This is a genomic window from Rhodococcus sp. 66b, from assembly GCF_002076325.1.
Lineage (GTDB): Bacteria > Actinomycetota > Actinomycetes > Mycobacteriales > Mycobacteriaceae > Rhodococcus_F > Rhodococcus_F erythropolis.
The window spans coordinates 209,767-228,429 of sequence record NZ_MUZB01000007.1; the positions used below are offsets into that span (position 1 = coordinate 209,767).

The 18,663-nt window shown below is 63.5% G+C and carries 23 protein-coding genes; 4 read left to right on the forward strand and 19 right to left on the reverse strand.

Translation table 11 applies throughout. The features are described 5' to 3' along the window. Positions 1-196 precede the first annotated feature (196 nt). Complete coding sequence (locus B0E55_RS15255; protein ID WP_030535503.1) at positions 197-808, forward strand: TetR/AcrR family transcriptional regulator; 612 nt, start codon at positions 197-199, stop codon at positions 806-808. Positions 809-820: 12 nt separating this feature from the next. Here the strand turns inward: B0E55_RS15255 and B0E55_RS15260 are convergent, their stop codons facing one another. From B0E55_RS15260 to B0E55_RS15310, 12 genes are all read right to left on the reverse strand, one after another. After that, positions 821-1,102 (reverse strand): metal-sensitive transcriptional regulator, encoded by a 282-nt coding sequence (locus B0E55_RS15260; protein ID WP_003942012.1) that lies wholly within the window; start codon positions 1,100-1,102, stop codon positions 821-823. 31 nt (positions 1,103-1,133) lie between these two features. Then, the gene (locus tag B0E55_RS15265) at positions 1,134-1,406 is read right to left on the reverse strand and encodes a hypothetical protein (protein WP_007735305.1); all 273 of its coding nucleotides are present in this window, start codon (positions 1,404-1,406) and stop codon (positions 1,134-1,136) included. Next, on the reverse strand, positions 1,399-1,914 hold the full coding sequence (locus B0E55_RS15270) for a hypothetical protein (protein WP_019744369.1): 516 nt from the start codon (positions 1,912-1,914) through the stop codon (positions 1,399-1,401). The genes B0E55_RS15265 and B0E55_RS15270 overlap by 8 nt, the downstream gene beginning before the upstream one ends. Continuing rightward, on the reverse strand, positions 1,907-2,344 hold the full coding sequence (locus B0E55_RS15275) for a hypothetical protein (RefSeq protein ID WP_019744370.1): 438 nt from the start codon (positions 2,342-2,344) through the stop codon (positions 1,907-1,909). Before B0E55_RS15275 ends, B0E55_RS15270 begins: the two co-directional genes overlap by 8 nt. A 15-nt stretch (positions 2,345-2,359) precedes the next feature. Further along, complete coding sequence (locus B0E55_RS31905) at positions 2,360-2,515, reverse strand: hypothetical protein (RefSeq protein WP_019744371.1); 156 nt, start codon at positions 2,513-2,515, stop codon at positions 2,360-2,362. Between the two features lie 57 nt (positions 2,516-2,572). Further along, positions 2,573-3,235, reverse strand: a complete 663-nt coding sequence (locus B0E55_RS15280; protein WP_019744372.1) for a hypothetical protein — start codon at positions 3,233-3,235, stop codon at positions 2,573-2,575. Between the two features lie 49 nt (positions 3,236-3,284). Next, complete coding sequence (hemB, locus tag B0E55_RS15285; RefSeq protein WP_080909979.1) at positions 3,285-4,259, reverse strand: porphobilinogen synthase; 975 nt, start codon at positions 4,257-4,259, stop codon at positions 3,285-3,287. 75 nt (positions 4,260-4,334) lie between these two features. Beyond that, positions 4,335-5,897 carry a uroporphyrinogen-III synthase gene (locus tag B0E55_RS15290; RefSeq protein ID WP_003941969.1) on the reverse strand — a complete coding sequence of 521 codons (1,563 nt, stop codon included), beginning with the start codon at positions 5,895-5,897 and terminating at the stop codon, positions 4,335-4,337. A gap of 60 nt (positions 5,898-5,957) precedes the next feature. Beyond that, entirely contained in the window at positions 5,958-6,932 is a 975-nt protein-coding gene (hemC, locus tag B0E55_RS15295; protein ID WP_029254842.1) for a hydroxymethylbilane synthase, read from the reverse strand. Further along, a complete protein-coding gene (locus tag B0E55_RS15300; RefSeq protein WP_020968933.1) occupies positions 6,929-8,290 on the reverse strand; it encodes a glutamyl-tRNA reductase in 1,362 nt (453 codons plus the stop codon). Before B0E55_RS15300 ends, hemC begins: the two co-directional genes overlap by 4 nt. Then, a complete protein-coding gene (locus B0E55_RS15305) occupies positions 8,287-9,150 on the reverse strand; it encodes a redox-sensing transcriptional repressor Rex (RefSeq protein ID WP_019744376.1) in 864 nt (287 codons plus the stop codon). The genes B0E55_RS15300 and B0E55_RS15305 overlap by 4 nt, the downstream gene beginning before the upstream one ends. Positions 9,151-9,290: 140 nt before the next feature. Further along, on the reverse strand, positions 9,291-9,551 hold the full coding sequence (locus B0E55_RS15310; RefSeq protein ID WP_003941953.1) for a glutaredoxin family protein: 261 nt from the start codon (positions 9,549-9,551) through the stop codon (positions 9,291-9,293). Positions 9,552-9,751: 200 nt separating this feature from the next. Between B0E55_RS15310 and B0E55_RS15315 the strand changes: the two genes are divergently transcribed. Further along, entirely contained in the window at positions 9,752-10,747 is a 996-nt protein-coding gene (locus tag B0E55_RS15315) for an HAD family hydrolase (protein WP_020968932.1), read from the forward strand. A gap of 39 nt (positions 10,748-10,786) precedes the next feature. Here B0E55_RS15315 and B0E55_RS15320 read toward each other — a convergent pair whose 3' ends face one another. From B0E55_RS15320 to B0E55_RS15350, 7 genes are all read right to left on the reverse strand, one after another. Beyond that, positions 10,787-11,824 (reverse strand): lysophospholipid acyltransferase family protein, encoded by a 1,038-nt coding sequence (locus B0E55_RS15320; RefSeq protein ID WP_080909980.1) that lies wholly within the window; start codon positions 11,822-11,824, stop codon positions 10,787-10,789. Beyond that, entirely contained in the window at positions 11,821-12,954 is a 1,134-nt protein-coding gene (locus B0E55_RS15325) for an NAD-dependent epimerase/dehydratase family protein (protein WP_080909981.1), read from the reverse strand. The genes B0E55_RS15320 and B0E55_RS15325 overlap by 4 nt, the downstream gene beginning before the upstream one ends. 237 nt (positions 12,955-13,191) lie before the next feature. Then, the gene (locus B0E55_RS15330; RefSeq protein ID WP_003402602.1) at positions 13,192-13,293 is read right to left on the reverse strand and encodes a 30S ribosomal protein bS22; all 102 of its coding nucleotides are present in this window, start codon (positions 13,291-13,293) and stop codon (positions 13,192-13,194) included. A 244-nt stretch (positions 13,294-13,537) separates the two neighbouring features. Further along, complete coding sequence (locus tag B0E55_RS15335; RefSeq protein WP_003941845.1) at positions 13,538-13,774, reverse strand: helix-turn-helix domain-containing protein; 237 nt, start codon at positions 13,772-13,774, stop codon at positions 13,538-13,540. A gap of 126 nt (positions 13,775-13,900) precedes the next feature. Beyond that, positions 13,901-14,716, reverse strand: a complete 816-nt coding sequence (gene proC, locus B0E55_RS15340) for a pyrroline-5-carboxylate reductase (RefSeq protein WP_019744381.1) — start codon at positions 14,714-14,716, stop codon at positions 13,901-13,903. A 34-nt stretch (positions 14,717-14,750) separates the two neighbouring features. Continuing rightward, positions 14,751-15,596, reverse strand: coding sequence for a thioesterase family protein (locus B0E55_RS15345; protein WP_020906772.1), 846 nt, complete (start codon positions 15,594-15,596; stop codon positions 14,751-14,753). Next, positions 15,593-16,261: a MerR family transcriptional regulator gene (locus B0E55_RS15350; protein WP_080909982.1), complete on the reverse strand. Its 669-nt coding sequence runs from the start codon at positions 16,259-16,261 to the stop codon at positions 15,593-15,595. The genes B0E55_RS15345 and B0E55_RS15350 overlap by 4 nt, the downstream gene beginning before the upstream one ends. Before the next feature lie 150 nt (positions 16,262-16,411). Between B0E55_RS15350 and B0E55_RS15355 the strand changes: the two genes are divergently transcribed. Together B0E55_RS15355 and B0E55_RS15360 are read left to right on the forward strand one after the other, a co-directional pair. Continuing rightward, positions 16,412-17,035, forward strand: a complete 624-nt coding sequence (locus B0E55_RS15355; protein ID WP_019744384.1) for a TetR/AcrR family transcriptional regulator — start codon at positions 16,412-16,414, stop codon at positions 17,033-17,035. A gap of 159 nt (positions 17,036-17,194) precedes the next feature. Next, a complete protein-coding gene (locus tag B0E55_RS15360; protein ID WP_080909983.1) occupies positions 17,195-18,661 on the forward strand; it encodes a wax ester/triacylglycerol synthase domain-containing protein in 1,467 nt (488 codons plus the stop codon). Positions 18,662-18,663 lie beyond the last annotated feature (2 nt).

An 18,663-nucleotide genomic window follows, 5' to 3' on the forward strand; every position in this document is an offset into this window, starting at 1 on the left:
CGCAGAGTGTCCAGCGCTTTGCACTGGCCTCGATGTGGTCTGCGCCATACCGTAACACCAGAATGAACAATGTTCATTCTATTTCGAACAATGTTCATTCTATGATCTACATCACTTTGGATTTTGGGTGGCGTTCAACAACGAACAGCGTTCGATGTAAATTGAGGATGCCGAGCCGCCCGACTACGGTGGTCAAATGAGCAGTGCCAGCAGCAAGTCGATCTACGGTGACGCCGAAGTGCGTCGGCGCCGAACACTCGACGCGGCGATCTCGCTTCTGGACGAGGGAGGCTACTCCGCGCTCACCATCCGCGCGGTCGCTAAACGAGCCGGCACCAGCACCGGACTGATCTACCAGTACTTCGTCGACAAGCAGGACATCTTCGCCGCACTCCTCAGCGAAAGTCAGCTGGAAATGGCGGACTTCGTGAACTCGCTCCCCCGCGAGCAGGGACTGAGCGCCTTACTCGAGTCCATGATTTCCGAGTTTGCTCGGCACTGGGCACGGGTGGGTCGACTCACCACCACTTGGCGCGACATCGAAGGCATGGCCGGGTCCGACCGAGAAAGCATGCGGGAACTTCACGCATCCGTAGCGGTCTACAACTCGGCATTGATTCGAGCGCTCACCGAATCTGCTGCAGCCGAAGGGAGCCGGTTGATCGACGACCCCGCGTTGATCCATCTCGTGCTCTCCGGACTCAAAGGCCTGTCGGACACCATCGTCATCAACATCGCCAAAGAAGTCACACCCGAGTACTTCGTGAGCTTCTCCGCCCGGGCGCTCGCGCGGTCCATCACGGAGTGACGGACCGACACCTTACGAACGAACGAGGCGAGCGATGGCCGCCTGAGCTTCCTTGATCTTGACGTCTGCTTCCGGACCACCCTGCTTGGCAGCTTCGACGACGCAGCCCGCAAGGTGGGCGTCGAGAAGCTTCAGGGATACGGACTGCAACGCGCTCGTCGCGGCGGACACCTGGGTGAGCACGTCGATGCAGTACCGGTCGTCTGCAACCATGCGCGAGATTCCGGCTACCTGACCTTCGATACGACGAAGGCGCTTGAGCAGATCATCCTGCTCGGGGCTGTAACTACTCATACCGCAACTATACCCCCTACCCGTATGAGGGCTACTGCGATGCGACGAAGCCCACCCGGACGCGGCGCACGACATCGATGGCCATCAGCCCCGCAACCAGAATCGACAACCCGGCGCCCGAGATCCAGAGACCGTCGTAGTGCGTGCTCTCGAACGGCGGAGCGCCCTCCAATATCGGTCCGAAGTCGGACGTCGTCGTACCCGCTCGCCAGCACACGACCGCCAGAATCGTGGCGGCGACGATACCGAGTACACCGATCCACGTCTTCACGTCGACACGCGGGGATGGCTGTGGCTCAGTCATCGGCAGACCCGTCCGGTTCCACACCGACCGTGACAACCTGGCTCAACGCCTCGCGAAGTGCCCGATCGTCTTTCGCCCACGCTCGCACCAATCCCCCGGTGGTCAGACGCAAGCCGATACCGTGCCGACGCCGGGGCACTCCGGACAGCTCACCCAGCGCGCGTGCCGTTTCCCACGGCTCCATTTCGTCTTCATAGGCGGCGTCGTCGGACTCCGGGAACACCTCGGCGATCTCGGTGATCGGTACCTCTTCGGTTCCCTGACGCAACGTGGTCGCGGTCAGAAGCACGCTCGCATGCCGGCGCGCGGCAATCACCTGCACGTACACCAATCCGGTGAGGATCACGGCGAACATCGCCAGACCGAACCAATGCACCACCGGGCCGGTGAACAGCTCGATGACCAAGGCGATCAGGCAGAAGATCGGACCGAACGCAATGGCCCACCACCGAGATCCCGGTTCGTAGTACAGAACGTCCGGGCCGATTTCAGGAGCACGGTCAGCCACGGGCGAACCAACTTCGGGTGGTGTCGCGGTAGATCGCGACGCAGGCACAGATCAGCATGACGGGAACAACCAGCGCGAGCACGGTACTGATCCCGGCAACGACCAGCGCGATCTGCAGCACCGCGAACACCCCGGACACGATCACCAGGATCCGTCGGCAGAGAGGTTTTCCGGCGCGAGTGGGACCGGCGAGGCCGCCGATCGCGAGGCCGGTCAACAGCAGAACCAGCCCGGACACCCGCACGAAGGTGACGTAGATGTCGATGTTTCCGGCCGATACGCCTTGATCGGTGAATTGCTCACGCAGCGAATACGAGGCGCTGGTGACATTGATCAGGCCGAAGAGTATGAGTAGGAACGCGCTGGCGATCCACAGCCAGAATGCTGCCTCGACGGCCGTCGGGCGCCGGACCTTCGTAGAGATACTCACGGGTTCAAGTGTGCGCTATCCGCTGACGATGCCCGGAATCATGAGCACCAGGAGTGTCACCAGAACAGAGGCTCCAAGGATCGCGAACAAGATCACTTCGGTCCGTGAACCACGTTGGCGCAGTGGAGCGTCGTGGGTGCTTTCCGTGCGCAGGGCTTCCTGAGAACTCATTGTCTACGACCTCTCCCCTACTACTGCAGTGACCCGTTTCACAGTACCCCGAGCTACCTATCGGTTCCCCGCCGGGGGGAAACGAAGAAAGTACGGATTGGACTCTTTTCGGTGCATCATCACGATGGCCCCGACAGCAGCAACTGCCTGCAGGATTTCCGCTCCGCCGAACAGCAGAGTGGCCGCGCCGCCGTCGCCGCCGAGCCCGAAGATCACAGGGATCGCAGAGACCAACATGAAGACTCCACAGAACGTCAGCAACATTCGAGCCCAGTTCTTGCCACGACTCATCGAGCGCACGAACAAAAGGAACACCGCGGTGACGATCACCACCAGGACAGCGGAGAACACGATGACCAGTGGGAACATGCCCTCAACGTCGGAGCGTGTCAGACCGGCATCGACAGCCGCCTGGTTCCTGAGCATCTCGTCGACGAACATCGACTTCTGCCCGAGCAGCATCCAGATCATCGCGCCGCCCTGGACCAATCCCAGCGCCGTCACAGCCCACCACAACTGAATCGCAGTCACGACGTCCGTCGGCGGCTCGGGTTTCGGCTGGGGGCCCGGGTATCCGTTGTAACCGGGGCCGTATCCCGGGATCTGACCCGTCGGCATCGGTCCGAGTTCGCGGTACGGCTGATTCTCGAACGGCTGGTTCTCGTAGGGAGGTTCCCGGCGGGGCGGTTCCTGGCGCGACGGCGGCCACTGCTCGGTCATGACACCAGCGTATCGGTCGATACCGGTGCAGCCACCATGTGTGACTCCGTCACAGCCATCCGGCAACTTCCGACGCCCAGTACGTGAGGACCACGTCGGCACCGGCGCGGCGAATGCTGGTGAGCGATTCGAGAATCGCCGCGTCCCGGTCGATCCACCCGTTCTGCGCGGCGGCCGTGATCATCGAGTACTCACCCGAGATCTGGTACGCCGCGACCGGAACCGGAGACCGGTCGGCGGTCTCACGCAGAATGTCGAGGTAGGACATTGCAGGCTTGACCATCACCATGTCGGCGCCCTCGGCGATGTCGAGGTCTACCTCGCGCATCGACTCGCGGCGGTTGGCGCCGTCCTGCTGATAAGTACGACGGTCGCCTTGCAGTGAGGATCCGACGGCTTCACGGAACGGTCCGTAGAACGCTGACGCATATTTCGCGGCATAGGCGAGCTGACCGACCTCGACATACCCGGATGCATCGAGCGCGCCGCGGATCGCAGCCACCTGACCGTCCATCATGCCGCTGGGGCCGAGCAGGTGCGCACCCGATTCAGCTTGCGCGAGAGCCATTTCGACGTACCGGATCAAGGTTGCGTCGTTGTCGACGGCGCCGGTGGCGTTAAGCACGCCGCAGTGGCCGTGATCGGTGAACTCGTCGAGGCAGGTATCGGCCATGATGACCGTCGAATCACCGAGTTCTTCTGCCAGAGCGCGCAATCCGACGTTGAGGATGCCGTCGAGATCGGAGGCACCGGAGCCCTGAGGGTCCTTGTCCTCCGCCTTGGGGACGCCGAAGAGCATCAGACCACCGACGCCGGCTTCCACTGCTTCCACCGCGGCGGACCGCAGCGAATCGAGCGTGTGCTGGAAAACGCCTGGCATGGAACTGATCTCACGCGGCGTATCGATGCCGTCTGCAACGAACATCGGCAACACGAGGTGCCGGGGTTCGAGCGAGGTCTCTGCCACGAGTCGCCGGAGCGCTGAGGTGCGCCGGAGCCGGCGAGGGCGATGAGTGGGAAACACGAGAAGTAGCCCTCCTTCGTCGGAACCTGTGAGTGGTTGAGGAGTCCGCAGACTCCTCAACCACTCACGGGTGCGCTAGCGCCTGCGGGACTTCTTGCGCGGGGGCGGCAAAGCACCTTCGGCGCGCAGCCGAGCAGCATGCTCGGCGAGAGCCTCCACCAGCGGTCCCACCTGCGAGGTCTCGGGCTGCACGTCGACGCGCAGACCGAACTCGATAGCAGTTTCGGCCGTCTTCGGGCCGATGCACGCGACCAACGTGCGGGCGTGCGGCTTGCCGGCGATGCCGACGAGGTTGCGCACGGTCGAGGACGAGGTGAAGCAGACGGCGTCGAATCCACCGGTCTTGATCATCTCGCGGGTCTCGGCCGGCGGCGGCGCCGCCCGGACGGTGCGGTAGGCGGTGACGTCGTCGATCTCCCAACCGCGTTCGCGCAGGCCCTCGGCGAGGGTTTCGGTTGCAATGTCCGCGCGCGGCAACAGAACCCGGTTGACCGGATCAAAAACGTCGTCGTACGGGGCGAATTCGGCCAGCAGGCCTTCGCTGGACTGCTCACCGGTCGGGATCAGCTCGGGGTTGATGCCGAACGAGCGGACCTTGGCTGCGGTTGCTTCGCCGATACAGGCGATCTTCACGCCGGAGAAGGCGCGAGCGTCGAGACCGAACTCCTCGAACTTCTCCCACACTGCGCGAACCGCATTGGTGGAAGTGAAGACCACCCACTGGTAACGACCGTCGACGAGGCCCTTGACCGAACGCTCCATCTGAGCCGGGCTGCGAGGCGGCTCGACGGCGATGGTCGGAACCTCGATCGGGATCGCTCCGTGAGTGACCAGACGGTCGCTCATCTCGCCGGCCTGATCCTTGGTGCGCGGCACGAGGACAGTCCAGCCGTACAGAGCGCGCGATTCCCACCACGACATCTTGTTGCGCTGCGCGACAACCTTGCCGACGGTGACGATGAGCGAGCCCACCAGTTCGGATCCGGCTTCGTTGAGCGTCGCGAGAGTTGCCTCGACGGTTCGCTGCTGACGAGTGGTGCCGCGGACGGTGATGGCAGCAGGCGTCTGCGGAGCCAAGCCGTTCTCGACCAGCGCGCTGGCGGTCTCGGCGAGATGTCCCGACGTCGCGTGCAGAACAAGCGGTCCCGGTGCAGCGGCCAGAGCAGCCCAGTCGACTTCACCGCGAACGTCGGCCTCGGTGTGACCCGAGCCGAGCGCCATACCGGCGTAGCTCGGCACAGCCGAACCCGAAGGCAGACCCGGGAGAACCTCGAACTGAACCTGCGTGCGGGCGACTGCCGTGACCTCTGCGATCACGGAATCCGTGGTCAGCGGATCACCGGAGACCAGACGCACGACGTCGTGGCCGTTCTTGGCCTCGTGCACTAATGTCTTTGCAACCTCGGCAGGCTCACCGAGTGCCGGACGCACGTCCGCGATCAGCTCGCCGGTCTCCTCGTCGCGGCCCATGTCGATGCCGACGAGCGCGACGACGCCCTTGTCGACGTCCGGATCCGTGAATGCCATTGCGGCGCCGGTGAGGACGTCACGTGCGCGAACGGTGAGCAGGGCGGGGTCGCCCGGTCCCGATCCCACGAACAGGATCCGTCCGGGAGTGTTCTTTCGGACTCGGGTCATCGGTGATTCTCCAGTGCGCTGTATCGAAATGGGAACTTGGTGCAAGTGCAAAGTGGGGCGTCAAACATCGGCTGCCTCGCCTGTAGTCACGTTCATCAACTCTCGGGCGCCGAGTTCGAGTAACTCGCGCGCTACCGCTCGGCCGAGTTCCTCGGCCTTGTCCGGCGCACCGACTGCGCCGGTACGGATGACGTCCGAACCGTCGATGGCGGCTGCGCAGCCGCGTACCGACAGTTCGTCGAAGATTCTGCCGTCGTCGTCGAGGGATTCGACGATCTCCGCGATCGCTCCGACCGGAGCGGTGCAGCCCGCTTCCAGCTCGGCGAGAAGTGCACGCTCGGCAGTGACTGCCGCCCTGGTACCGGCGTCATCGTGCTCAGCCAGGATCGCCGCCAATTCCGCATTGACAGAAAGGCATTCGACGGCCAGAGCGCCCTGCGCCGGAGCGGGGAGCATCTGCACGGGCTCGATGTTCTCGGTGATGAGATCGAGCAGACCGATTCGGGACAAGCCGGCGCGAGCGAGGATCACGGCGTCGAGTTCACCGGATTCGACCTTGCCGAGACGGCGTTGCAGGTTGCCCCGCAACGGCACGATGTCGAGGCCGAGCCCGAGTGCCTTGAGCTGCGAAACGCGGCGCGGCGCGGAGGTTCCCACCTTGGAACCGGCCGGAAGCTCCCCGAGGACCAGACCGTCGCGGGCGACGAGCGCGTCACGCGGATCTTCGCGTGGCGGAATCGCCGCGATGACGAAACGCGGATCCTGCGCGGTCGGTAAGTCCTTGTAGGAATGCACAGCAACGTCGACGCGGTTGTCCAGCAAAGCTTCTCGAAGCTCTGCGGTGAACACTCCGACGCCGATCTTCTGGACGGGATCGGTGGACTGGTCGCCCTTGGTCTTGATGATGACCAACTCGGCGGGATGCCCCGCTGCAATGAGGGCATCGCGCACGGTACCGGCCTGCGTGGTCGCGAGAAGACTTCCGCGAGTGCCGATCCGCAGCGGGCTCCCCGATCGAGGGGTGGTGACGCTCATGCCTGCAGGTCCCTTCCAGTGCGGTCGCCGTCCACCAGGTCGGTGGGTGTGGCCACGGCCGCGGGAGATCCGGGGCTGAGTTCGAAGAGTTCGCGCAGCGCTGCTGCGTAGGAGTCGCCGCCGGGGGCCGACGCCAGTTGCTTGACGCGCACGGTCGGGGCGTGGAGAAGCTTGTCCACGACGCGTCGCACGGTGCGTGCAACCTCGTCGCGCTGCGGATCGTCCAGGCCGGGCAGACGCGAATCGAGCCGCATCAGTTCGGCTTCGACGACGTCGGCGGCGCGCTGACGCAAAGCCGTCACGGTCGGAGTGACCTCGGCGAGGCGCTGTCCGGCAAGGTAGGTCGCAAGTTCGCCGGCGACGATGGTGCGTGCGGCTTCTGCGTCGGAAGCGGCTGCGCCTGCCGCCGGATCACGCTGCAGCGTCTCCATGTCGAGAACGGTGACACCCGGCAGGCCGGCGACGGCGGGATCGATGTCGCGCGGCAGCCCGAGGTCGCAGATGACCAGGTGCTTGGTGTTGTCGCGATCGGGCTCGGCGAGTGCGCGGTGCACATCCGCCAGGGTGACCACTGCCCCGACCGCGCCGGTACAGGTGACCATGACATCTGCCTGCGCCATCGCGGCCGAAAGCTGATCGAAGGCAACACCGTCGGCGTCGACGCCGTTGGAGCGTGCCGTCTCTGCCAGGTGCTCGGCGCGTTCCTGTGTCCGGTTGACGACGACGATGCGTTCGATTCCGGCGCGAGTGAGATGCGCAACCGACAGACCGCCCATCGAGCCTGCTCCGACAACCACGGCAGTGCGGCCGACGAGGCCGCCCTCACCGATGATGCCCGCTGCACGATCAAGAGCCACGGATACGACTGATGCTCCCGCTGAGTCGATTCCGGTTTCGGAATGCACTCGCTTGCCGACGCGCAGTGCCTGCTGAGCCAGTTCGTGGACGACGCGTCCGGCTGCCTGCTGCGCATCCGAAGATGCGTAGGCCGAACGGATCTGGCCGAGAATCTGCTGTTCGCCGATCACCATCGAATCGAGGCCACTGGCCACGGCGAAGAGATGTTCGACCGCTGCTTCGCTGTAGCGGACGTAGGCGTGAGCGTGCAGCGCCGTCAGGTCGAGACCTGAATGGTCGGCGAGGATTTCACCGACCTCGGTGAGCGCACCGTGGAACGCGTCCACCACCGCGTAGACCTCCACCCGGTTACAGGTGGAGACGATCATCGCTTCGGAGATGTGCGAAGACGCCAGAAGCTTGTCGATCAGCTTCGGACGATCGGTGTCGGTGACAGCTACTCGCTCGAGCACCGGGACGGGCGCGGTTCGATGCGAGACCCCGACAAGCAGAACACTCACGGCGCGATCACTGATCCGTTTCTTGTCGAACCTGCTCCGACCGGAGCGGGTGAACTGGTGGATGGGACTGACGAAGCGGATGCGGCGTGAGCCACTCGTACTCGCGGCGCACTGGATGCCTGATCGGCGTTGCGCGCACTGTTGAAGGAGAGAACCTGCATCTCGACGGCTAGATCGACGCGTCGCAGTTCCACGTGGTCGGGAACGTCGAGGGCGATCGGCGAGAAACTCATGATGCAGCGCAGTCCGGCGCTGACGAACTGGTCGCACACGCCCTGCGCGGCCTCGTCCGGTGTGGAGATGACGCCGATGGTCGCGTTCAATTCGCGGCAGGCGACGGTCAGTTCCTCGGTGCTGCGCACCACGAGGTCGCCGACTGTGCTTCCGATTCGATCTGCGTCACTGTCGAAGAGTCCGACCATCTCGAAACCGCGGCGGCTGAATCCGCCGTAGCCGACCAGCGCCTTGCCGAGGTTTCCGACTCCGACGAGAACGACCTTGTGCCCACGATCGAGTCCGAGTGCACGCTCGATGCGGATGCGGAGCCTGTTGACGTCGTATCCGACGCCGCGGACGCCGTTGGGTCCGAGGAATGACAGATCCTTGCGCAACTTCGCTGATCCGACACCGGACGCCTGGGCAAGTTCCTCGCTCGAGACGATGGAGGTACCCCGGTCGGACATCACTCCGAGGACCCGCAGGTATGCGGCCAAGCGCGTCACCGTAGCCTGGGGGATGACGCGATCCTGAGCGATCGAGTCGGTGACAGAAGAGCCCGCAGCGCCGGTGACGCGCTGAGCCACAGGCTCATGCGTCTGGTGCGGTTCGGTCACGTCGCTGGCTCCTCGTCCGGTCGACACGACTGTCGACCTCCACGATGCTCCGGGGGAATGTTCACACCACGGTAACCGCTTGTGAACCCATGCACAAAGTTGCTCGAGACGGGTTCGATGTGCCGTTCACCTGCAAAGCGGCTCCGCGGACAACTTTGAGGGTTGCCTTACTTGCGTAAATCGTCACGAAGGCGCTCTTCGTCAACTTCCCAGTAACCGTGCTCGCGTCCGTCGAGAAGAATGACCGGCAATCTGTCTCCGTACTCCGCTCTCAGCTCTGGATCCGTCGCGGCAGCTTCGTCTACGTCAATGCACGTCAATTCCAGCTCGAACTCGGAACAGACCCGTCGTAGGACCTCCGCCGCGCCGACACAGGACGCGCATCCTGCGCGTGTCAACAGGGTCACTTCATGCGTAGCTGCAGTCATCGACGCATACCTTTCTTCTACTGGGACGCCATCTACTTGATCGGTCGAGTGTGCCTCCGGAGCCCCACTCGGTACCAAATCGGCGGAGAGGAACGTCACACACCACAGGGAAGGTCACCATCCAACCCATCGGGCCTCATCGCGGAGGATAGGCTGACTCGAAGAGTTCTCTGCTCGAGAATGCAACACGGGAGGTGCGGGTGCCTGCGCGATCACTACCGAACGGCTCCGGATTCGGATCAGGGCTTGCCGGGGTCATTCTCCCCGGACGTCGCCATGTGAAGAATCCGCTGGGCCCGAGTGAGTCGGAAGTTCGAGCCAATCTCGCCGGCGAGGCGAGCGCTGATGCAGCTCTGGCATTGCACGAAGCTGCCAACCCCACAGAACCGGAAACCGGCGAAGAGCCCCCGGCCGTTCCGCGCGACCTCACGGCCGCCGCATTCTTCGACGTCGACAACACCATGGTGCAGGGTGCATCGATCATCCACTTCGCCCGTGGTCTCGCTGCACGCAAGTATCTCAAGACCTCGGATCTGGTGGATTTCGCGTGGAAGCAGATCAAATTCCGAGTCACCGGCCGAGAAAGTAGTGACGACGTCGCGGAAGGCCGCGAGAAAGCACTGTCCTTCGTGGCCGGTCGATCCACCGCCGAACTCGCCCGCCTCGGCGAGGAGATCTACGACGAGGTCATCGCCGACAAGATCTGGCCAGGCACGAGGGCGTTGGCCCAGATGCACCTCGACGCCGGACAACAGGTGTGGTTGGTGACGGCAACTCCGGTCGAACTGGCCCAGGTCATCGCCGAGAAACTGGGATTGACCGGCGCCTTGGGCACTGTCGCCGAGAGTGAGGACGGAGTCTTCACCGGCCGACTCGTCGGCGACATCCTGCACGGAATGGGCAAGGCTCACGCCGTACGGACGCTGGCGGTGCGTGAAGGCCTCAATCTCAAGCGCTGTTCCGCCTACTCCGACAGCCACAACGACGTACCGATGCTCTCGTTGGTGGGGACACCGGTGGCGATCAATCCCGACGCAGACCTTCGTGAACTCGCGAAGAACCGCGGTTGGGAAGTTCGTGATTTCCGCACCGGACGAAAGGCCGCCAAGATCGGCGTTCCCACAGCGCTGGTGCTCGGAGCGGTCGGCGGTGCGCTCGCGGCGATTCTCGCCAGGCGCAAAGAACAAAACGCCTGAGCGGGTTCGGTCCGGATCGAGAAGCGATCCGGACCGAACTCAGCCGAGAAAGACGTTGCGACGCTTGGCCAACAACCGATAAAGCGTCTGCTGAATCGTTTCTCGGACGTGGTCCGTGACCTCGAACAGGACCATCGGATCGTCGGCTGCACCGCTCTCGAAGGTGTCGGTGACGATCGGCTTTCCGAACTCGATGTACCACTTCGACGGCAATGGAACCAGGCCGAGCGGCCCGAGGTGCGGAAACAAAGGTGTGACCGGGAAATACGGCAAACCGAGAACGCGTGCGAGTGTGGTGAGATCACCGATCTTCGGATAGATCTCCTCCGAGCCCACGATCGAGCACGGGATGATCGGAACACCGGTTCGCATTGCGGCCGACACGAAGCCACCGCGCCCGAACCGCTGCAACTTGTACCGCTCACTAAACGGTTTCCCGATGCCCTTGAATCCTTCCGGGAACACGGCCGCGACTTCACCGTCGTTGAGCAGACGCTCGGCGTCGGGGTTGCACGCCAACGTATGGCCGGCTTTGCGCGCCAGTCCACCCACCACCGGCATTTCGAAAGCCATGTCCGCAGCCAACATTCGCAGTGGACGATGCGCCGGATGATGATCGTGCACGGCAACCGACGTCATCAGCCCGTCGAGTGGGATGACACCGGCGTGATTGGCAACCACCAACGCTCCCCCGGTGAGGGGAATGTTCTCGATCCCACTGACCTCGACGCGGAACCATTTCTCGAACAACGGCCGCAGCACGGGCATGACGACGTTGTCCGCAAAATGCGGGTCGAATCCGAACTCGTCGACCTCGTAGTCGCCGGACACCCGACGTCGGAAAAATTCTGCTGCCGAGGCGATCTGGTCGACGATCGCCGACCTGGCCGCATCGACGAACGTGCTCTCACCACCATGGTCGGCCGCCGACGGCACTCCGGACGGATGCCGACGCTCACTTTGTTCACGGATGTCACGCTCCGCGCCGGTGACGGACTCACGCGAACGGGAAGTTGCCGACTTTCCGGCGTGAGTTGCGCTGGGCCGCAGGGGAATTACCTTCGCCACGTCAGTCACCCCTTCACCGCACTTCGTCCCGACAGCGGCATGTGCATCACGTCTGCACTTGCGCTCGCCTCGGCGGTGTCACCGCCGAGGATGGTGGTCAACGCATTCTCTGCCCGATCGATCCACTCGGACTTGATGATCCGGCGCGTCTGCATCGCACGCATGAAATCGTCGAGTGCCTGCATGGTGGTCCATCGCGGCTCGAACCCCAACTCGCTGCGCATGCGAGTGGTGTCGAGTCCGCAGCCGAACCGGAAGTACTCGAGTTGCTCGTCGGTGTAGAGCCTCATGGACGACCCCACCAACGCGCTCCCGACACTGCGGAACAGAGCGAGCGGCATCGGAACTTCCACCCTGCCTGCCCGGCGGATCGCCTGCGACATCATCACCACTCCGTCGCCGGCGATGTTGTACGTACCCGAGGCGCGGCCGATGGTCGCCTTCTCCAACGCTGCGAGCGCATCCTCGACGTGGAGCAATTGCAGACGCGCGTTGCGCCCGACGATGGTCGGCACGAGCGGGGCGGTGACGTAGTGCCCGACAGTTGCAGTCAGCTGAGGTCCGATCAACGGCGCCAACCGCAGGATCCCGACCGAGATGTCGGGACGCCGACGCCCCATTCCGCGAAGATACCCCTCGATCTCGAGGCTGTCGCGGGCATATCCGCCCGGCGGCCGGCGGCGCGCACTCATTTCTTCGGTGAACTGAGCGGGATCCTTCGCACTGCACCCGTAGACGACCGAAGCCGAGCGCAGGACCACCTTGCGAACCGTCGGAGCTTTCTGGCAGACCGCGAACAGTTGCATGGCGCCGATGACGTTCATGTCCTTCATCGCGGCGCGACTGCCGGCTTTGGGGGCTTTCTGAAGCGTCGACGCGTGCACGACGGTGTCGACCTCGGCGTTTCGGATCACTTTGCCGATCAGCGGATTGCGGATGTCTGCTCGCACGAATTCCGCGCGGCCCATTCTGCGCATCATGTCCTTGCTCGGACTGACGGCGTCGACGGCGATGACACGCTCGATCGACGGATTCTGCGCAAGCCTGGTCACCAGGTAGCCGCCGAGGAATCTGCTCGCCCCGGTCACCAGTACGACGCGAGGCGTCGTGCCCCCTGAAGTGTTGTCACCTTCAACCACCAAGTACCCCCATATCCAGTAGAAACGCGCTCTGCCGAAGCGTCCCTCCCGCGATTTTCCCCCACTTTACGGGCAGAGGGGGTCCCGCGCTGACTACCCAAAATTCGGCCATTCAAGACAAACCGCCCAGACAATGAGACGGCCGACACATCTCTCCCCTGAGATACGTCGCCCCTCCCCTGAAATACATCGATGCCCGCCACCCCGGAAGGGGCGGCGGGCATCAACAGGTACTGCTTATTTACCGAGTTTCCTGCGCTGTACTCGGGTACGACGAAGCAGCTTGCGGTGCTTCTTCTTCGACATGCGCTTGCGACGCTTCTTGATCACTGAACCCATAGCGGGTGTCCCTCACGTTCTTCTCTAGCGTTCCTGCGCACGCCGGTCACGTACGCCTGCGCCAAGCAATTGGCGCCTGGCCCTCGTTTTAACTAGCTCAGCGCCTTACGACACCAGCTTGCTGGTACGACAGTGACTCATCGTACCGGTGTGGTCTCACTCGGCATAAACCGAGCCTCCGGCACAGCAACCGCTGTGCCCGCGACTCGGCTCACGCCGAGGTCATCCTCTTCGAACCGGCTGGTCAGCCGGCATCGAAGTACGAGGTTTCGAGGTAATCGTGTACCGCCTTCGCGTGTACACGGAACGAACGGCCCACTCGTACAGCGGGCAATTCGCCACTGTGTACCAACCGGTACACAGTCATTTTCGACACCCTCATCAAAGTTGCTACCTCAGCAACAGTGAGGAATTGCGTGCCGGCCACTGCCGGCTTTCCGTCGTGGGACGAACCCATGGACGGCTTGTTTGCAGACACCATTAATCCACATACCTCCAGCACGACTCGCGCCGCCGGCTTCCCCTCCGGCGGAACAGACACGTACGTACTAAGTCGAGCTTAGCTGTACTGGTGGGGTTAAAGCGACGGGTGTGGCTAAACGGACGACTATTCCGCAGCTGAACCCATCGCGGCCGAGCGCGACTTGGCGGCATCCAAGGCATCGAAGAACGCCGTCCGCAGGCCGCCCGCTTCGAGCTGACGCAGTGCCGCAGCCGTCGTTCCACCCGGTGACGTCACCGCGGCGCGAAGATCCGTCGCGCTGTCGCCGGTGCGATCGAGCATCGCTGCGGAGCCGACCATCGTCTGCACCACCAATTCGGTAGCGACCGGGCGCGTCAGGCCGAGACCGACTCCCGCATCGATCATCGCTTCGGCAACCAAGAAGAAGTAGGCCGGGCCGGAACCGGAGACAGCAGTGACCGCGTCGATCTGCGATTCGGGAACCGTGACCACCTTGCCGACGCTGCCGAGGATGCCGCGTACGAGCTCGAGATGCTCGGCCTTGACGTGCCGTCCGGGCGAGAGAACGCTCACGCCCTCCCCGACCAGCATGGGGGTGTTCGGCATGACGCGGATGACCGGGAACCCTGCGGGCAGACGCGTTTCGAAGAACCCGGTCGGGATACCCGCCGCAAGGGAAACGATCAATTGCTCGAGGTCGCCGTCCAGATCGACCTTCGTCAACGCGGTGAGCGCTGATTCGACGTCGCCGGGCTTGACCGCGATGACGATGACGTCTGCGCCCTCGGCGGCGTCGGCGATCGTGCTGACGCGGATGGAGTATTCGGCGATCAATTCGTCTGCGCGAGGTTGATACTGCTCGGCGACAACCAGATCCTTGATGGCGTGGCCGGCCTGCAACAGCCCGGAGATCAGCGCCTCGCCGATCTTGCCGCCACCGATAATCGCAATTCTTGTCATGGCGAACAGCCTGCCACGGCCGCAGCGATCGACCCTAGCGGGGCATCATCGCCAATTGTCGGCTCTGTACGACGACTGCGCCCGTCGAATCGAGAACAGCATGATCCTCTTCGAACCACGTGCTGCCCAGAACATCCGAGCTTGCCCGCACGCGAAGCCATCCCGGCGTCGGCAGTCGGCGCAGGTACGTCGTCAACTGCACGGTCGGCGCCCACCCGAACAGGCCGCGGTTCATCGTCACGGGCGCGCTGATGTCGCCCGCCATGATCGCGAACAGCACAGCGGTGTCGATGTCGTTCTCGTCCTCGGGTCGAGGACGAACCCACATCCTGACCTCGGCCTCGCCTTGACTGCCGGTCAGGAAGTGCGCCGAGGTGGTGTCGATTCGCATGTCGCAGCCCTGCCCGACGTGCACGACCTGCGCCATCGGGTGATCGCCGATGACGGCCACCGCACTCTCCGGCGGTTCCGGTGACATGTCGTCGATCGACGAGGCAGTGACGAAGGTGGGGTCGCCGTCATCGGGGAATCCGAGCGTGACCGCCGCACGAACAGCGCTGCGTCCCGCCTGGCTCAACTCGACGTCGAACAACGCGACCTGGCGTCCCTGCTTTCGGACGATCACCTCCAATTCGACTTCACCGGGGTCGGGGGCGGACAGATAGTTGGCGCTCACCGCGAGTGGCTGCATCTTCAGAAGCGAGTCGTTCTCACCTGCGCCGTCTCGCAGACATTGACGCGCGGCAGCGGCGCACACAGCCATCATGGAGCCGCCGTGCACTTTCGGCCCGATGGTCCAGATCGGATCGATCGTTGCGGTGTATCGCCCGTCGCCGAGCGAGGTGAGGCGATTGAGATCTTGAAAGGGACTGGTGCTCATCGATTTTCCTGTTCGGTGCTTTCTCGGTGTTGCGGGAAATGTCGTGCGGCCAAGTCCTGGTGCGCCAAGCGTCGCAATGCTGTCAGGACAGGTTCGTACATGGCGGTTCCGAGGACTGCATAGCGAATGCCGTCCTCGGTCGAAGCGGCATGGCGAACGCCCTCCTTCGTCGTACTGGTGGGCATCAGCTCGATTTCCACTTCGGCAATTCCTCGGATGTGGTCGCCGTAGGCGCGCAATCGCTCGTCCGAGAGGCTCAGTCCGGCATCCTCGAGACCGATCAGTGCACGCTCGAGGTGAGCAACCGCCACGTACCTCGGCTCGTAGACCTGACCGAGAAACTCCAGAACCTTGCGAGCTCTGGGGAACTGTTGATCCGGCACCGGATCGACGTAGGGCGGTAGTTGCGCGATCGCGCGACCGAAAGTCTCGAATTCGGATCGATCGTCACTGTCCACCAATTCGAGCACCGCACGAATCCGTGGAATCGCGAGTCCCGCCCCGGCCAGCGCCCTGATCAACGCGAGTCGCCGGACGTGCTGTTCGCCGTACCTCGCTCCCGTCGCGCTGGTCGGTTCACCAGGCATCAGCAGACCTTCACGGAGGTAGTACTTGATCGTGGCCAATGCAACGCCGGACTGTGCGGCCAATTCGGAAACCTTCACCGCTCCTCCGTCCAACTCGCTCGGGCCACCACTGGATAGTGATGCTATCCAATGGTGGCCGAGCATCGGTAGGCAGGACACGCCTTGCGCTAGGGTTGAACCTTCTCTGCGCACACCACGAGAAATTTCCGAACGGAGCGAACAGGCGGAATGACGGATTTGCAGTCGGGGGCTCAACCCGACGAACAGTGGCGCATCGTCGAACCACTGACGCTGACTCCCCTGCTCACCGCCGCACTCGAGGTGTTCCACGAACTCGGTTACCACGGAGCGTCGGTTCGTGACATCGCAAAACGTGCCGGTGTCACCGTGCCGACGCTGTACTACCACCACGGCAACAAACAAGGCATCCTCGTCGCGCTGATGGAACCGGGCATCGAGAACGTCACCGCACGCGCGAGCGCTGCGGTCGACGCTGCCGGACCGTCGCCGACGGCACAGTTCGGCAATCTCGTCGAGGCGTGTGTTCTGCACATGACCAGTCGCTCCGACATCGCGTTCCTCGATTCCGAACTGCGGTACCTCGAGGACGCCGAACGAAAGAGCTACGCCGCCAAACGAAAGAAGCTCGAGAATCTACTCGTCGACGTTTTGACGGCAGGCGTCGACAGCGGTGAGTTCACGGTCCCGGACATCACCGGAACGGGCCGCGCACTGCTGGGCATGTGTCAGTCCGTCGTCCTCTGGTATCGACTCGACGGACCGCAGACTCCGCGCGAAGTCAGTGTTCTCTACCGCGAGATAGCTCTGAAAGCCGTCGGCGTCACCTCGTGAACGCTGGTCGAATTTCCAGGCATGTCCGATTAGCCCTTAACTGACGAACGTCACACCTGTCGGCTGACACCGAAACCGGGACGCGCCCACTGTCACGGGTCCACACTTAGAAGCAGAGATGCGCGGGGTGGATCCGCAGACCGAGGGAGTTCTTGACGTATGGCCAACAGCAATCCATTTGTTCCTCCGAGCGCGGTCGACGTCGACCTTTCCGCGGTTGCCTGGGGGGCAAACCGCACGATGTCCGACTTCGAGACGGGCATGTGGCGGATGGAAGAGGCGCAGCCGCAACTGCGCTCACCGATCGTTGCGGTAGAGGTTCTCGATCGAGCTCCGGATTGGGATCGACTTCTCGACGCAGTCGAGTGGGCATCGCACGTGGTTCCGCGTATTCGTATGCGCGCGGTGGAACCGGCGATGCAACTGGGCAATCCGGTGTGGTCGGTTGATCCCGAGTTCGACATCGGCTACCACCTACGACGCGTCCGCTTGCCCGCACCAGCGGACTTCGATCACGCACTGCGCATGTGTCGTCACCTTGCGACCGAACCTTTCGACAAGGCTCGGCCGCCGTGGAGCGCGCTGCTCATCGAGGGTCTCGACGACGGTCGTGCCGTGTTCGTGGTCAAGACTCACCACTCCATCACCGACGGCATGGGCGGCATCCAGATGATGACGCTGCTGCACAGCAGGCGCCCGGATCCCACTCCGAACAAGCCAGACCGCACACCGCCGGCTCCGGAGCACCTGTCGTCGGTAGGTGCATTCGGCGAGGAGGTCGTCAGCGAGATCCGGCGTGCGCCATCCCGTATCGCCAAGCTGGTTCGCGGCGCCACCAATGTTGCGACCACGGCGATCTCGAGTCCGTTCAGCACGGCTTCCGAGGTCCTCGGGTACGCCAATTCACTCCGCAAGATCGTCACTCCCCCAGCTCGTTCCGGTTCCCCCCTGCTCCACGATCGTGGTCTCGGACGGTGGTTCGGAACTCTCGAAGTGGGTGTTCCCGAGCTCAAGGCCGGAGCAAAAGCTGCCGGCGGCTCACTCAACGACGCTTACGTCGCCGCTTTGCTCGGCGGCTTCCATCGCTACCACGAAGCCTTCGGACAATCCGTCGAGAGCATCCCGATGGGTATGCCGATCAGCATGCGCACCGGCGCGGATGCCAACGGCGGCAACCGGTTTGCAGCCGTTCGCTTCAACGGCCCGGTCGCCGAAACGGATCCGGCCAAACGCATCAGGCAGGTGCGAGAAATCGTTCTGGGTCTGCGTGAGGAACCCGCGTTGGACGCTATCGACGTCGCCGCCCCGATCCTCGCTCGCCTGCCGAATTATCTACTCGCGAACTGGTATCTGTCCCAGTCGACAGGACTGGACCTGCAGGCTAGCAACGTCGCCGGCGTACCGGTACCGGTCTATCTCGCCGGAGCGAAGATCGAGCGGATGTTCCCATTCGGCCCGGCGCCCGGTTGCGCGGCGATGGCGACACTGGTCTCCCACGTCGGGGTGTGCTGCATCGGAATCAATCTCGACACCGCCGCGATCACGAAGCCCGCGCTGCTGATGCAGTGCTTGCAGGAGAGCCTGGACGAGATCGTGGCTCTCGGAGTCACAACGGAAGGTGCGTGAGT

Coding starts and splice junctions, on each gene's coding strand:
- B0E55_RS15290 (WP_003941969.1), bottom strand. CDS start 5,897: ATGACCCGAGTCCGAAAGAACACTCCCGGACGGATCCTGTTCGTGGGA.
- B0E55_RS15355 (WP_019744384.1), top strand. CDS start 16,412: ATGACGGATTTGCAGTCGGGGGCTCAACCCGACGAACAGTGGCGCATC.
- B0E55_RS31905 (WP_019744371.1), bottom strand. CDS start 2,515: ATGAGTTCTCAGGAAGCCCTGCGCACGGAAAGCACCCACGACGCTCCA.
- B0E55_RS15255 (WP_030535503.1), top strand. CDS start 197: ATGAGCAGTGCCAGCAGCAAGTCGATCTACGGTGACGCCGAAGTGCGT.
- B0E55_RS15335 (WP_003941845.1), bottom strand. CDS start 13,774: ATGGTGTCTGCAAACAAGCCGTCCATGGGTTCGTCCCACGACGGAAAG.
- proC (WP_019744381.1), bottom strand. CDS start 14,716: ATGACAAGAATTGCGATTATCGGTGGCGGCAAGATCGGCGAGGCGCTG.
- B0E55_RS15345 (WP_020906772.1), bottom strand. CDS start 15,596: ATGAGCACCAGTCCCTTTCAAGATCTCAATCGCCTCACCTCGCTCGGC.
- B0E55_RS15280 (WP_019744372.1), bottom strand. CDS start 3,235: ATGACCGAGCAGTGGCCGCCGTCGCGCCAGGAACCGCCCCGCCGGGAA.
- B0E55_RS15260 (WP_003942012.1), bottom strand. CDS start 1,102: ATGAGTAGTTACAGCCCCGAGCAGGATGATCTGCTCAAGCGCCTTCGT.
- B0E55_RS15360 (WP_080909983.1), top strand. CDS start 17,195: ATGGCCAACAGCAATCCATTTGTTCCTCCGAGCGCGGTCGACGTCGAC.
- hemC (WP_029254842.1), bottom strand. CDS start 6,932: ATGAGCGTCACCACCCCTCGATCGGGGAGCCCGCTGCGGATCGGCACT.
- B0E55_RS15330 (WP_003402602.1), bottom strand. CDS start 13,293: ATGGGTTCAGTGATCAAGAAGCGTCGCAAGCGCATGTCGAAGAAGAAG.
- B0E55_RS15265 (WP_007735305.1), bottom strand. CDS start 1,406: ATGACTGAGCCACAGCCATCCCCGCGTGTCGACGTGAAGACGTGGATC.
- B0E55_RS15310 (WP_003941953.1), bottom strand. CDS start 9,551: ATGACTGCAGCTACGCATGAAGTGACCCTGTTGACACGCGCAGGATGC.